This is a genomic window from Streptomyces sp. GMY02 (assembly GCF_019056675.1).
GTDB classification, from domain to species: Bacteria; Actinomycetota; Actinomycetes; order Streptomycetales; family Streptomycetaceae; genus Streptomyces; species Streptomyces odonnellii.
Map to the genome: position 1 here is coordinate 3,106,613 of NZ_CP077658.1, position 13,120 is coordinate 3,119,732.

Sequence of the window (13,120 nt, forward strand, 5' to 3'; positions counted from 1 at the left end):
GGCGATCACGCGTCTCGCACGAAGGAACCGGGCCGCCCGCCGGGTCACTCCCCCGGCCACTCCGGCTTCCGCTTCTCGTTGAAGGCGGCGACGCCCTCCGCGCGGTCCCCGGAGAACGCGACCGACCGCCACGCCGCGTCCTCCACCTCCAGTCCGGCCCGCAGATCGAGCCCGTGCCCGAGCCGCAGCGCGCGCTTCGCGGCCCGCAGGCCCACCGGCGAGTTCGCAGCGATACGGCCCGCCAGCGCGAGCGCCTCGTCCCGGTCGGCGCCCTCGTCCACCAGCAGATCGACCAGGCCGAGCCGTTCGGCCTCCTCGGCCGGCACCCGCCGTGCCGTATAGACGAGTTCGGCCGCCCGCGCGGCCCCGACCCGGCGTGGCAGGAGCTGCGTACCGCCGCCGCCGGGGATCACCCCGACCGACACCTCGGGCAGCGCGAGCACCGCCGTACGGTCCGCGACGATCAGATCGCAGGCGAGCGCCAGCTCGAACCCGCCGCCCAGCGCGTAACCGTGCACCGCCGCGATCACCGGCATCGGCAGTTCGAGCACCCCGGTGTACGCGGCCCGCGCGCCCGGCCGCTGGCGCACCAGCTCCGCGTCGGTGAGGGAGTTGCGCTCCTTGAGGTCCGCGCCGACGCAGAAGGCCCGCGCGTGGGTGGAGGTCACGACGGCCGCCCGTACGCCCCGGTCGGCGGCGAGCGCCGCGCACGCCGCGGCGATGGACGCGGCCATCGCGGTCGAGACGGCGTTCATCGCCTGCGGCCGGTCCAGGACCAGTTCCGCGACATGCCCGCCGGGGCCGTGCCGCCGTACGACGACGAACTCCCCGAACCGCTCCGCGCCGTCCTCCGCGACGGCCCCCACGCCTTCGCCCGCGATCTCTTCAGCCTCGCCCATGACCGTACCCTCCCGGTTAACGACGGTTCACCGGAAGCCGATCCTAGGGGGTGTCCGTCCGGGCAGCCCCAGGCCCTGCCCGAGACGCCCCAAGGCCTACGCGCCCCAGAGGCCTACGTACTCCGCCGTCCCAGCAGCCACGGCTCCACCACGCCCAGCCCGCGCACCGGCCGCTGCCACATCGGCTGGAGCGCGAAGCGGTACGAGGGCGGTGCCTGTCCCTGCTTCTCGGCCTCCGCCGCCGTCTCCGCCGCCTGCGCCTCGGACGCCGGGGCCTCGCGCGTACGGATCAGCTCCTCCGCGAACGCGCCGTCCACCAGCACCGTGTCCTTGGGCGCGATCGAGGTGAGCCTGCTGGCCAGGTTCACGGTCGTACCGAAGACATCGCCCATCCTCGTGGTGACCGTCCCGAACGCGATCCCCACCCGCAGCGCCGGCATCGAATCGTCGTGGGCCATCGTCTCTATGAGCCGCAGCGCGATCTCCGCCGCCGTCCCCGCGTCGTCCGCCGCGTACAGGACCTCGTCGCCCAGGGTCTTGATCAGCCGGCCGCCGTGCGCGGCGACGAGGTCGGCGCAGGTCGTCTCGAACGCCTCGACCAGCTCGCCCAGCTCCTCCTCCTCCAGCCGCCGGGTCAGCCGGGTGAACCCGACGAGGTCCGCGAAGCCGACCGCGAGCCGCCGGTCGACCATCTCCTCGTCGTCAGCGGCCTGCACGACCCGCCCGGTGGCGGCCGCGAGCTGGCGCCGCCAGACATAGACGATGAACTCCTCCAGCTCCGGCAGGAGCAGCTCCACCAGCGGATACGTGACTTCCGTACGGGTCATCCCCGGCTCGGGCGGCTCGGTGAGCCCTTCCAGGAACGAGTCGATCTGCCACTCCGCGAGCCGGGCCGTGGTCTGTCCCGTCGACCTGGCGACCTGGATCGCCATCGGCTCGCTGAGCAGTCCGGCCTCCACCAGGCCCGCGAGCCTCCGCAGCGCCAGGACGTCCGCCTCGGTGAGGGCCTTGGCCTGGCCGATGTCGGCGAAGCCCATGGCCCGCCAGAAGCGGGAGGCGAGGTCCATGGAGACCCCGGCGGTACGGGCCGCCTGGAACGGGGTGTAGCGGCGCTCGGCACCGAGGATGAGCTGTTCGAGGCGGATGGCGAGGGGGTCGTGTGTCGGCTCGGCCGTGTGGTCGACGACATGGTGGGGGGTCGGGTATCCGGACCGTTCCGACGGGCGCCGCGCGTCCTCGCCGGAAGTCGCGTCGTCGACGGTCACCAGCCGCCTCCTGCCCGTTCCCTGCGCACTGTCCTGCCGATCTGTCGTGGACCGCCTCAACGATACGGCAGGTGTGCCCTGGCTCACGTCCCACCCACCAGCCTATTTATACGTCCGGGAGGCCGCCGGTGTGCCCGGTTCGGGTGGGCCTTTGTCTCCTCCGTACGTGTCCTTGGTGCGGCTCGTACGTGTCCTTGGTACGTCTCCGGGGGCCGCGCCGTTCAGTCCGTGCCGTTCAGTCCGTGTCGGTCCGCCGCGTGTCAGTCCGTCGCGCGCAGGTGGACGATGTCGCCCGCGCCGACCGGGTGCCGCTCGCCGTCCGCGGTCCGTACGACCAGCCGGCCGTCGCCGTCCACCGCCACCGCCTCGCCGGCCAGTTCGCCGTCGCCGGGAAGCTGGGCCCGTACCGTACGCCCCAGCGTCGCGCAGCCCGCCGCGTACGTCTCCTGGATCCTGGACAGCACCGGATCGCCGCCCGCCGCGCGCCACTCCCCGTACCAGTGCTCCAGCGAACGCAGCACCGCGCGCAGCAGGATGTCCCGGTCCAGGGACGCGGCGCCCGCGAGGGCCAGGGAACCGGCCGTCGGTACGGGCAGTTCCGCCTGCCGCAGCGAGACATTGAGGCCGATGCCCACGACGATCGCGTCCTCGCCCACGCGCTCGGCGAGGATCCCGCCCGCCTTGCGCTCCTCGCCGGCGACGGTCACCAGCAGGTCGTTGGGCCATTTGAGGGCCGTGTCCACGCCCGCCGCCCGCGCCAGGCCGGTCGCGACGGCCACTCCGGTGAGCAGCGGCAGCCAGCCGTACCGCCCGACCGGCACGTCGGGACCCGGCTTGAGCAGTACGGAGAAGAAGAGCCCGGAGCGTGCGGGCGCCGTCCAGCGCCGGTCCAGCCGCCCCCGCCCGGCGGTCTGCTCCTCGGCGACCAGCACCGCGCCCTCCTCGGCGTGCCCGGCCCCGGCCCGCAGGGCGAGGTCCGAGTTGGTGGAGCCGGTCTCGGTGACCACGTCGACCGAGGTCCACAGGGTGCCGGGCCTGACCAGCGCCCGGCGCAGAGCGGTAGCGTCGAGAGGGGGACGGTCCAGGTCGGACCAGCGGCTCACGGGTGTGTGGGAGTCGTTCATGCAAGCCACCCTAGGTGTGGGGAACACCGCACTGCCGAACGGTATCGGCGCCGATACGCTACGGATCAGTAGCGCCGGAAGAGATCAGCAGCACAGAGATCAGCAGCACCGGAACAACCGCATCCGTGACCCCGCAGGGAGCCGCATCCCGATGTCCGAGCCGGAAAACGCCCCCGGAACCGCCGGAACCGCAGCAGGATCCATCGAAGGATCCGCGGCCCTGTCCGCCGCCGGGTCCGCCGCCCACACCACCGCGGACCGGATCGCGGATCTCCAGCGCCGCATCGAGGAGGCCACCCACGCCGGTTCGGCCCGCGCGGTGGAGAAGCAGCACGCCAAGGGCAAGCTGACCGCGCGCGAGCGGATCGGGCTGCTGATGGACGAGGGGTCGTTCGTCGAGCTGGACGAGTTCGCCCGGCACCGCTCCACGGCCTTCGGCATCGAGAAGAACCGGCCGTACGGCGACGGTGTGATCACCGGGTACGGCACGGTCGACGGGCGCCCGGTCTGTGTCTACTCGCAGGACTTCACCATCTTCGGCGGCTCGCTGGGCGAGGTGTACGGCGAGAAGATCGTCAAGGTCATGGACTTCGCCCTGAAGACCGGCTGCCCCATCGTGGGCATCAACGACGGCGGCGGCGCGCGGATCCAGGAGGGCGTGGCCGCGCTCGGGCTGTTCGCCGAGATCTTCCGCCGCAATGTGCACGCCTCGGGCGTGGTGCCGCAGATCAGCCTGATCGTCGGCCCGTGCGCGGGCGGCGCGGTCTACTCCCCGGCGATCACCGACTTCACGGTGATGGTCGACCAGACCTCGCACATGTTCATCACGGGTCCCGATGTGATCAAGACGGTGACCGGCGAGGACGTGGGCTTCGAGGAGCTGGGCGGCGCCCGTACGCACAACACCACGTCCGGGGTCGCGCACCATATGGCGGGCGACGAGAAGGACGCGATCGACTACGTCAAGTCCCTGCTCTCGTACCTCCCTTCGAACAATCTCTCCGAGCCGCCCGCGTTCCCCGAGCCGGCCGATCTCACGACGACCGCCGACGACCGCGATCTCGATGTGCTGATCCCGGACTCCGCGAACCAGCCGTACGACATGCACACGGCCATCGAGCGGGTGCTGGACGACGGTGAGTTCCTGGAGACGCAGACGCTGTTCGCGCCGAACATCATCACCGGGTTCGGCCGGGTCGAGGGCTTCCCGGTCGGCGTGGTCGCCAACCAGCCGCTCCAGTTTGCCGGCTGTCTGGACATCAACGCCTCGGAGAAGGCGGCACGTTTTGTCCGTACCTGCGACGCCTTCAATGTGCCGGTGCTGACCTTCGTGGACGTGCCGGGCTTCCTGCCGGGCGTGGACCAGGAGTACGGCGGGATCATCCGGCGCGGCGCCAAGCTGATCTACGCGTACGCCGAGGCCACGGTCCCGCTGATCACGGTGATCACCCGCAAGGCCTTCGGCGGCGCGTATGACGTGATGGGGTCGAAGCACCTGGGCGCCGATCTCAATGTGGCCTGGCCGACCGCGCAGATCGCGGTGATGGGCGCGCAGGGCGCGGTGAACATCCTGCACCGCCGTACGATCGCCGCGGCAGGTGACGAGGAGGCCCAGGAGGCGGCGCGTGCCGGGCTGATCCGGGAGTACGAGGACGCGCTGCTCAATCCGTATGTGGCGGCGGAGCGCGGCTATGTCGACGCGGTGATCATGCCGTCGGACACACGGGCGCATATCGTGAAGGGGCTGCGGCAGTTGCGTACGAAGCGGGAGAGCCTGCCTCCGAAGAAGCACGGGAACATCCCGCTGTAGGGAAGGGAGCCGCACATGATCAAGGTTGTGGTACGGGGGAATCCCACCCGGGAGGAGCTGGCGGCCGCGCTGGCGGTGGTCCGGGCCCGCGCCGCGGCGGCGAACGCGCCGGCGGAGGCCCCGCCGGAGCCCCCGGCCGAGTGGGCGTCCCCCACCCGCATCGCCCGCCACCGCACCCCGGCCCCGGGCCCGAGGGCCTGGGCACGGACGTACTGGCCGGGCTGAGAGCCCGGGCTGTCCGCCGCTTGACAGCACGGCACGCCCGGCGTCGGTGTCAGGGGCGCTTCAGGAACAGGCCCGCCAGGATCGCCCCGGCCAGCACGATCGCCGCGTTGACCAGGACCGCCACCCCGATCCCGGTGAGCAGCGTGCCCGAGGTGACGACCACGGCGGCCATCACCGGTGTCCCCACGGTGATCCCGATCTGCTGGGTCATCGTCGCGAGCCCGGTCGCCGTGCCCTGCTCCGCGTCCGGCAGCCCCGAGGTCGCCGTCACCATGAAGCCGACGATCGCCAGCATGTTCCCGACCCCGCCCGCGAACGTCCCCGCGAGCAGCAGCGCCAGCCAGCTCCGGTCGTCGCCGAGCGCGAACAGCGAGGCCGTCGCGCCCGCCTGGAGCAGTCCGCCCGCGATCAGGGTGGCGCGGGTGCCGTACCGGCTGATGACGCGCGAGGCCGCCACCCCGCCCAGGACCGTACCGGCGCCGAGCACCCCGAAGGACAAGCCGGCGGCCAGCGGTGAGAAGCCGAGGACCTGCTGGAGGTAGAGCGTCATCAGGAAGACCAGCGAGGTCTCGGTGGCGAAGGCGACCAGTCCGGCGAGATTCCCCCAGACGACGGTCTCGCGGCGCAGGATCCGTACGGGTACGAGCGGCGCGCCGGACCGTTTCTCCAGGGCCTTCTCCAGCGCCAGGAACCCGGTCAGGTGTACGGCGCCGAGGGCGAGCGGGACAAGTGCGTACGGGCTGCTCCAGCCGTGCTCACCGGCGGCGGTGAGTCCGTACACCAGGGCGAGCAGTCCGCCGGTGACGGTGAGGGCGCCCGGTATGTCCAGCCGGGACCGCTTCTCCGGGCGGCTCTCGTGCAGCACGGCGGGGGCGATCGCGACGACGGCCAGGGCCACCGGCACATTGATCAGGAAGGCCCAGCGCCAGGAGAGCAGATCGGTGAGTACGCCGCCGAGGACCGCGCCGGTGGTGAACCCCGCGGACATGAGCGCGCCGTTGAGCCCCAGAGCCCTGTCGCGCGCCGGGCCCTCGGGGAACGCGGTGGTCAGCAGCGAGAGTCCGGCCGGGGTGACGGCGGCGGTGGCGAGGCCCTGCGCGGCCCGTGCGATCAGCAGGGTCCCGGGGCTCGTCGCGAGTCCGCCCGCCAGGGAGGAGAGCCCGAGCAGGACCATGCCGCCGAGGAAGATCCTGCGCCGCCCGACGAGATCGGCGATCCGCCCGAACAGAAGGGTGAAACCCGCGGCGGCCAGGGCGAAGGCGGTGGCGATCCACTGGAGCCCGGCGAGGGAGAAGCCGAGCCCCTCGCCGATCGCGGGCAGCGCGACATTGAGGATCGAGAAGTCGACCGCGAGCATGAACTGAGCGACCAGGAGCACCACCAGGGTCAGGCGTGCCCGCCCGTCCATTCGGTGGTCTCCCGGCGCCCGGGCCGGCACCGCCGGGTCGGCTGTGGTCATGGCTCTGCCCCTCCCCGGAACCCCTAAATGGGCCCCTGGTTCCATTAAGATGCCATGACGGTAGCAGGGCGAGAGCAGCTAATGGAACAGGAGACCCGTTTGAGCACCGAGCAGCCGACAGCCCCGGACGGCGCCCCGGCCACTCCCGGGACCGTCCGCCCCGGCGGCCGTACCGCCAAGGTCCGGGCCGCGGTCCTGGAGGCCACCCAGGACGCCCTGGTCGAGCAGGGTTTCCACGCCCTGAACATGGACCGGGTCGCGGCGGCGGCGGGCGTCGGCAAGACCACCGTCTACCGGCGCTGGGGATCGCCGATCGGGCTCATCACCGACCTCCTGCACGACATGGCCGAGCAGTCGCTGCCCGCCGCCGACACCGGGGACCTCGAAGGCGATCTGCGGGCCAACGCCCTGCTCGTACTGAAGACGCTCACCGACCCCCGGATGGGACCCGTCTTCCAGGCGGTCATCGCGTCCGCCGCCTGCGACGAGGAGTGCGCCACCGCGCTGAACGGCTTCTACACGACCCGGCTGCGCGAATGGGCCCCGGCGGTGGAGCGGGCCGTCGCGCGGGGCGAGATCCCGGCCGGTACGGACGCGACCGAGGTCCTGCGCGCCGTCTCCGCGCCCCTCTACTACCGCTTCGCCATCAGCCGCGAGCCCCTGACCCCGGCCGACGCCGAGCGGGCCGTGGCGGTGGCCCTCGCCGGGGCGCACGCGGGCGCGTTCCGCTGACGGCCCGGGATGGCCCGCCGGGGCGTCGTGGATGAGTACCCGTACTCAGGCGCTCGGGGCCCGGCGGCCGGAGGATCGGCTCCATGCTGTGGTCCGACCCCGAGAACGAACCGCCCCAGGAACTGCGTGACGCCCAGTCGATGCTGCGCCGCGCGGGCGTACTGCTCGCGCTGGCGGTGGTGCTGGCGATGATCGTGCTGGGCCACGTCTGATCCCGCCCGGCCCGCGCCGCCCTGCCCGCACGCCCGCCGCGTTGCCGGACGCCGCAAGCCCCGGCCTGCGGGCGGACGGCGCCATGCGGCAGACAGGACGCAGGCGTGCGCCGACCGGCTTTCGCCGGGGTGTACGGGGGCACCTACCATGGCCCGCATGACTGATCAGCGCCGTCGGCTCGTACTCGCCTCCGCCTCCCCCGCCCGGCTCAATCTGCTCCGGCAGGCGGGGCTCGCGCCCGAGGTGATCGTCAGCGGGGTCGACGAGGACGCGCTCTCCGCACCGGACGCGGCCGCGCTCGTGCTCGTACTCGCCGAGGCCAAGGCCACCGCCGTGGCCGCGCGCCCCGAGGCGGCCGGTGCCCTGGTCATCGGCTGCGACTCGCTGCTGGAACTGGACGGCGAGGCGCTCGGCAAGCCCGCCGACGCGGAGGAGGCGACCTCGCGCTGGAAGTCGATGCGCGGGCGCGCCGGGATCCTCCGTACCGGCCACTGCGTGATCGACACCGAGACCGGCCGCAGCGTCTCCGCGACCGCCTCGACCACCGTCCGCTTCGGCAGCCCGACGGACGACGAGATCGCCGCGTACGTCGCCTCCGGCGAACCCCTCCTCGTCGCGGGCGCCTTCACCCTGGACGGCCGCTCCGCCCCCTTCGTGGACTCCGTCGACGGCGACCACGGCAATGTCATCGGCCTGTCGCTGCCCCTGCTCCGTCGGCTGCTCGCCGAGCACGGCATCACGATCACGGACCTGTGGGCCTGAACCGGCCCCATTCCGGAACCGGCCCAGGGTTCGAACTCCCGCCGCCACCCCGGCGGTTGGTCTCAGACCGCGGCCGCGTCCCGCTGCTCGTACGCCACCAGGATCAGAACGAGCATCCCCAGCACCACCATCAGGAACGCGAAGGCCGTCCACCCCACCAGCCCCACCGTCAGCGCGCCCAGCACCCCGTGTACCACCGCGCAGGCGATCAGCGTGTACCGCGCCCAGCGGCCGGGCGCCCGGTCACTGATGGCCGTACGCACCACAATCGCCGCGCACAGCACGAGATGCGCCCCGAGGATCCCGCCCAGCACCCAGCTTCCGGCGGACATCGCGTCAGGATCGAGCCCCGCCAGGGACATCCGCTGGTTGTGGACCACCGTGGCGAGCACCCCGTTGACGAACACGATGCCGAGCGCCTCCAGCAGCAGTACGACCGCGGCCACCCAGGCCACGGGTCTCCGCGCCACGGCTCCCCACCCCATTCCCTTGTTCTCTGTTACCGCCAGTACGTACGACATCGCGCACGCTACTAACGGGTAAACCTTCGGACAAGGGCCCGAACGAAGCCGGCGGACCATTCGGCCATTCGTAGGGACTCCACAAAGAATCGTGATCCGCCGAGGGGCACTCGGACAGAGAGCTGGACCACATCAGGACGCTACTGTGCGACGGTGGATCGCGGCGTACCGTGGTGTCACAAGGGATTTCGCGACTTGAGCCGGCCTCGAAACACGCTCCGTGTGGGGAAGCTCACGAATGGGGACTGTTCGATGGGGCGTGTCGGCAGTCCCTAAACTCAGCTTGTTTCAAGGAGGGAGCCATCGTGCGCAAGGTGCTCATCGCCAACCGAGGCGAAATCGCTGTCCGCGTCGCCCGTGCCTGCCGGGACGCCGGGATCCTGAGCGTAGCCGTCTACGCCGACCCGGACCGGGACGCCCTGCACGTCCGCGCGGCAGACGAGGCGTTCGCCCTGGGCGGTGACACCCCGGCGGCCAGCTATCTGGACATGGCCAAGGTGCTCCAGTCGGCAAAGGATTCGGGCGCGGACGCGATCCATCCGGGCTACGGATTCCTGTCCGAGAACGCGGAATTCGCACAGGCCGTGCTGGACGCCGGGCTGACCTGGATCGGCCCGCCGCCGCAGGCCATCCGCGACCTCGGTGACAAGGTCGCCGCCCGCCACATCGCACAGCGCGCCGGTGCCCCCCTGGTGGCGGGCACCCCCGACCCGGTCTCCGGCTCCGGCGAGGTCGTCGCGTTCGCCGAGGAGCACGGGCTGCCGATCGCCATCAAGGCGGCCTTCGGCGGCGGCGGGCGCGGCCTCAAGGTCGCCCGTACGCTCGAAGAGATCCCCGAGCTGTACGACTCGGCCGTCCGCGAGGCGGTCGCCGCCTTCGGCCGCGGCGAGTGCTTCGTCGAGCGCTATCTGGACAAGCCCCGGCATGTCGAGACCCAGTGCCTGGCCGACAAGCACGGGCACGTGGTGGTCGTCTCCACCCGTGACTGCTCGCTCCAGCGCCGCCACCAGAAGCTGGTCGAGGAGGCCCCGGCTCCGTTCCTCTCCGACGAGCAGAACGCCGAGCTGTACGCGGCGTCCAAGGCGATCCTCAAGGAGGCGGGGTACGTCGGCGCGGGCACGGTCGAGTTCCTCGTCGGCACGGACGGCACGATCTCCTTCCTGGAGGTCAACACCCGTCTCCAGGTGGAGCATCCGGTCACCGAGGAGGTCACCGGGATCGACCTGGTCCGCGAGATGTTCCGGATCGCGGACGGCGAGCCGCTGGGGTACGACGACCCGCCGGTGCGCGGGCACTCCTTCGAGTTCCGGATCAACGGCGAGGACCCGGGCCGCGGCTTCCTGCCCGCGCCCGGTACGGTCACCACCTTCGCCCCGCCCGCCGGCCCCGGCGTCCGGCTGGACGCGGGCGTCGAGTCGGGCTCGGTCATCGGCCCGGCCTGGGACTCCCTGCTGGCCAAGCTGATCATCACCGGCGCCACCCGCGAGCAGGCGCTCCAGCGGGCGTCGCGGGCGCTCGACGAGTTCACGGTCGAGGGGATGGCCACGGCGATCCCGTTCCACCGCAAGGTCGTCACCGACCCGGCGTTCACGTCCAACCCGTTCAGCGTCCACACGCGCTGGATGGAGACCGAGTTCGTCAACGACATCCCGGCGTTCGCCGCCCCGGCCGACGCCGAGACCGACGACGAGCCCGGCCGTGAGACGGTCGTGGTCGAGGTCGGCGGCAAGCGGCTGGAGGTCTCCCTGCCCACCAGCCTGGGCATGACCCTGGCCCGTACCGGCCTCGCCGCGGGCGCCAAGCCCAAGCGGCGCGCGGCCAAGAAGTCCGCCTCGGCGGCCTCGGGCGACACCCTGGCCTCCCCGATGCAGGGCACGATCGTGAAGGTCGCGGTCGAGGAGGGCCAGCAGGTCAAGGAGGGCGATCTGGTGGTCGTGCTGGAGGCGATGAAGATGGAACAGCCTCTGAACGCGCACCGCTCGGGCACGATCAAGGGTCTCTCGGCGGAGGTCGGCGCGTCGCTCACCTCGGGCGCGACGATCTGCGAGATCAAGGACTGACCTCTGGCTGACGGCCGCCGGATCCGATCCGGCGGCCCGGGTCCTGTCCGGCGGGTCCGGACAGGACCTCTTCGTACCCGGTACGGTCCGCGGGCCTGGCATCCTGGACGCCACCGGGTGGGAGGAGGACCGCGAATGGCGACGAGTACGGCGACCAGTACGGCACGGACACCGCGGCCCATGCGCGCGGACGCGCGCCGCAACTACGAACGGCTGCTGGCCGAGGCGCGCGCGTGCTTCGCGGAGCACGGCACGGACGCCTCGCTGGAGGACATCGCACGCCGCGCGGGCGTGGGCATCGGCACGCTGTACCGCCACTTCCCCAACCGGCACGCGCTGCTGAACGCGGTCTTCCAGGAGGCCCTGGCGGCGCTGCTGGAACGCTCCCGCGAACTCTCCAGGGCCGATCCGCCCTGCGCGTCCCTGGTCGAGTGGCTGCGCGCCCTGATCACGCACGCGGGCGAGTACCGGGGGCTCTCGCGCGCCCTGATGTCGGTCTCGTACGACCAGAGTTCGGCGCTGTCGGAGTGCAGCGTGCCGCTGCGGGCGGCGGGGGAACGGCTGCTGGTACGGGCGCAGCAGGCGGGGTATGTGCGGGCGGAGGTGTCGATCGACGATCTGATGCAGCTCACGAACGCGATCGCGCTGGCGGCGGAGCAGTCCCCGTCGGACCCGGAACTGGCGGACCGTCTCCTGGACCTCACCCTGACGGGCCTGAAGCCGCACGCGTAACCCCGGGCCCGGCGTCGTCCTCAATCGCCGGGCGCGCAATCGGTACCGCCCGGAAAATCAAGCCCGTCCGGCGATTGAGGACGAACCGGCATCCGGACGGACCCGTACAGACACACACCGCCCCGGCTATCTGCGGCGCAGATCCGCCACTCTCGCCGCCCGCTCCGTCGGGTCCGGCGTCAGCGAGGTCGGCGCGCTGCGCAACTGCGCGCCGGGGCCACCCGCCGTACCCCCCGGCGACCCGCCGTGCGTACGGCGCTGGCCCGGCACCGGGACCTCGCGGCGCGGCTGGCGGGCCGGGGGCTGCGTGTCGCCGCCCGCGCCGGGCGCCGGACCTGAACCCGGCGCCGGACCCGGGCCCGCGGAACCCGCGCCCGCGCCCGCCACCGCGACCTGCACACCCTGGTCCGCCAGCGCCTGGAGCTCCGTACCCGCGCGATCGTCGTGCGCCGGCGGCTCGTCCGTCACCAGCCGGCTGATCAGATCCGTGGGCACCGTCTGGAACATCGTGTCCGTACCGAGCTTCGTATGGTCGGCCAGCACCACGACCTCCGCCGCCGCCTGCACCAGCGCCCGGTCGACGCTCGCCGACAGCATGTTGGAGGTGGAGAGACCGCGCTCGGCCGTCAGCCCGCTCCCCGAGAGGAACGCGCGGGTGACTCTTAATCCCTGGAGCGACTGCTCCGCGCCGCTGCCGACCAGCGCGTAGTTGGAACCGCGCAGCGTGCCGCCGGTCATGACGACCTCGACCCGGTTGGCATGGGCCAGCGCCTGCGCGACCAGCAGGGAGTTGGTGACGACGGTCAGCCCGGGGATCCGCGCGAGCCGGCGCGCCAGCTCCTGCGTGGTCGTACCGGCACCGACCACCACGGCCTCGCCCTCTTCGACGAAGCTCGCGGCGAGATCGGCGATGGCCGTCTTCTCCGCCGTTGCGAGATGGGACTTTTGCGGAAAGCCGGATTCTCGCGTGAATCCGCCCGGCAATACCGCACCGCCGTGCCGGCGGTCGAGGAGTCCTTCCGCCTCCAGCGCCCGCACGTCCCGCCGTACGGTCACTTCGGAGGTCTGGACGACGCGGGCGAGCTCCCGGAGCGACACGGCTCCGTTGGCGCGCACCATTTCGAGGATCAATTGGCGACGTTCTGCAGCGAACACGAAACTGACAGTAACCCCAACGACCGTCTGCTTTCAGCAGTTTGCGCCGAATAACAGAAGTTGTACTCAGACGAGCGCACGAAGTGGTATACGCCGACACGAACGCTGTCCACACCGGACAGAACCGCCATCCGGGCCTGCGCGGGACGCCCGGCAGCACGCC

General features: G+C 72.0%; 13 protein-coding genes. 7 read left to right on the forward strand and 6 right to left on the reverse strand.

The annotated features are described in order from the left end of the window. Positions 1-44: 44 nt before the first annotated feature. The 3 genes from KQY30_RS12965 to KQY30_RS12975 all read right to left on the reverse strand — a co-directional run bounded on the left by KQY30_RS12965 (position 45) and on the right by KQY30_RS12975 (position 3,288). Positions 45-899 (reverse strand): enoyl-CoA hydratase/isomerase family protein, encoded by an 855-nt coding sequence (locus tag KQY30_RS12965; RefSeq protein WP_217306962.1) that lies wholly within the window; start codon positions 897-899, stop codon positions 45-47. A 113-nt stretch (positions 900-1,012) separates the two neighbouring features. Continuing rightward, on the reverse strand, positions 1,013-2,164 hold the full coding sequence (locus KQY30_RS12970) for an adenylate/guanylate cyclase domain-containing protein (RefSeq protein WP_217306963.1): 1,152 nt from the start codon (positions 2,162-2,164) through the stop codon (positions 1,013-1,015). Between the two features lie 260 nt (positions 2,165-2,424). Further along, entirely contained in the window at positions 2,425-3,288 is an 864-nt protein-coding gene (locus KQY30_RS12975) for a biotin--[acetyl-CoA-carboxylase] ligase (protein WP_217306964.1), read from the reverse strand. 220 nt (positions 3,289-3,508) lie between these two features. Here KQY30_RS12975 and KQY30_RS12980 point away from each other — a divergent pair, with 220 nt between their 5' ends. Then, positions 3,509-5,098, forward strand: coding sequence for an acyl-CoA carboxylase subunit beta (locus KQY30_RS12980; RefSeq protein WP_217311019.1), 1,590 nt, complete (start codon positions 3,509-3,511; stop codon positions 5,096-5,098). A 15-nt stretch (positions 5,099-5,113) separates the two neighbouring features. After that, on the forward strand, positions 5,114-5,323 hold the full coding sequence (locus KQY30_RS12985) for an acyl-CoA carboxylase epsilon subunit (RefSeq protein ID WP_217306965.1): 210 nt from the start codon (positions 5,114-5,116) through the stop codon (positions 5,321-5,323). 49 nt (positions 5,324-5,372) lie between these two features. Here the strand turns inward: KQY30_RS12985 and KQY30_RS12990 are convergent, their stop codons facing one another. Next, positions 5,373-6,782: an MFS transporter gene (locus KQY30_RS12990; RefSeq protein ID WP_217306966.1), complete on the reverse strand. Its 1,410-nt coding sequence runs from the start codon at positions 6,780-6,782 to the stop codon at positions 5,373-5,375. A 99-nt stretch (positions 6,783-6,881) separates the two neighbouring features. Here KQY30_RS12990 and KQY30_RS12995 point away from each other — a divergent pair, with 99 nt between their 5' ends. The 3 genes from KQY30_RS12995 to KQY30_RS13000 all read left to right on the forward strand — a co-directional run bounded on the left by KQY30_RS12995 (position 6,882) and on the right by KQY30_RS13000 (position 8,489). After that, on the forward strand, positions 6,882-7,514 hold the full coding sequence (locus KQY30_RS12995) for a TetR/AcrR family transcriptional regulator (RefSeq protein ID WP_254407104.1): 633 nt from the start codon (positions 6,882-6,884) through the stop codon (positions 7,512-7,514). An 83-nt stretch (positions 7,515-7,597) separates the two neighbouring features. After that, positions 7,598-7,726 carry a morphogenic membrane protein MmpB gene (gene mmpB, locus KQY30_RS37120; protein WP_302185314.1) on the forward strand — a complete coding sequence of 43 codons (129 nt, stop codon included), beginning with the start codon at positions 7,598-7,600 and terminating at the stop codon, positions 7,724-7,726. A 157-nt stretch (positions 7,727-7,883) separates the two neighbouring features. Beyond that, entirely contained in the window at positions 7,884-8,489 is a 606-nt protein-coding gene (locus KQY30_RS13000) for a nucleoside triphosphate pyrophosphatase (protein WP_217306968.1), read from the forward strand. Positions 8,490-8,551: 62 nt separating this feature from the next. Here the strand turns inward: KQY30_RS13000 and KQY30_RS13005 are convergent, their stop codons facing one another. After that, complete coding sequence (locus KQY30_RS13005) at positions 8,552-8,974, reverse strand: hypothetical protein (RefSeq protein WP_217306969.1); 423 nt, start codon at positions 8,972-8,974, stop codon at positions 8,552-8,554. Between the two features lie 341 nt (positions 8,975-9,315). On the opposite strand from KQY30_RS13005, the gene KQY30_RS13010 reads away from it, so the two are divergent. Further along, complete coding sequence (locus KQY30_RS13010) at positions 9,316-11,070, forward strand: biotin carboxylase N-terminal domain-containing protein (RefSeq protein WP_217306970.1); 1,755 nt, start codon at positions 9,316-9,318, stop codon at positions 11,068-11,070. A gap of 135 nt (positions 11,071-11,205) precedes the next feature. Then, positions 11,206-11,802 (forward strand): TetR/AcrR family transcriptional regulator, encoded by a 597-nt coding sequence (locus KQY30_RS13015; RefSeq protein ID WP_217306971.1) that lies wholly within the window; start codon positions 11,206-11,208, stop codon positions 11,800-11,802. A gap of 126 nt (positions 11,803-11,928) precedes the next feature. On the opposite strand, the gene KQY30_RS13020 is transcribed toward KQY30_RS13015, so the two are convergent. Next, positions 11,929-12,957 (reverse strand): DeoR/GlpR family DNA-binding transcription regulator, encoded by a 1,029-nt coding sequence (locus KQY30_RS13020; RefSeq protein WP_217306972.1) that lies wholly within the window; start codon positions 12,955-12,957, stop codon positions 11,929-11,931. Positions 12,958-13,120: the final 163 nt, after the last annotated feature.

What these genes read in the sequence shown, in the direction of transcription:
- KQY30_RS12965 (WP_217306962.1), bottom strand. Translation starts at nt 899, where the DNA reads ATGGGCGAGGCTGAAGAGATCGCGGGCGAAGGCGTGGGGGCCGTCGCG.
- KQY30_RS12975 (WP_217306964.1), bottom strand. Translation starts at nt 3,288, where the DNA reads ATGAACGACTCCCACACACCCGTGAGCCGCTGGTCCGACCTGGACCGT.
- KQY30_RS12985 (WP_217306965.1), top strand. Translation starts at nt 5,114, where the DNA reads ATGATCAAGGTTGTGGTACGGGGGAATCCCACCCGGGAGGAGCTGGCG.
- KQY30_RS12990 (WP_217306966.1), bottom strand. Translation starts at nt 6,782, where the DNA reads ATGACCACAGCCGACCCGGCGGTGCCGGCCCGGGCGCCGGGAGACCAC.
- mmpB (WP_302185314.1), top strand. Translation starts at nt 7,598, where the DNA reads ATGCTGTGGTCCGACCCCGAGAACGAACCGCCCCAGGAACTGCGTGAC.
- KQY30_RS13000 (WP_217306968.1), top strand. Translation starts at nt 7,884, where the DNA reads ATGACTGATCAGCGCCGTCGGCTCGTACTCGCCTCCGCCTCCCCCGCC.
- KQY30_RS13005 (WP_217306969.1), bottom strand. Translation starts at nt 8,974, where the DNA reads ATGGGGTGGGGAGCCGTGGCGCGGAGACCCGTGGCCTGGGTGGCCGCG.
- KQY30_RS13015 (WP_217306971.1), top strand. Translation starts at nt 11,206, where the DNA reads ATGGCGACGAGTACGGCGACCAGTACGGCACGGACACCGCGGCCCATG.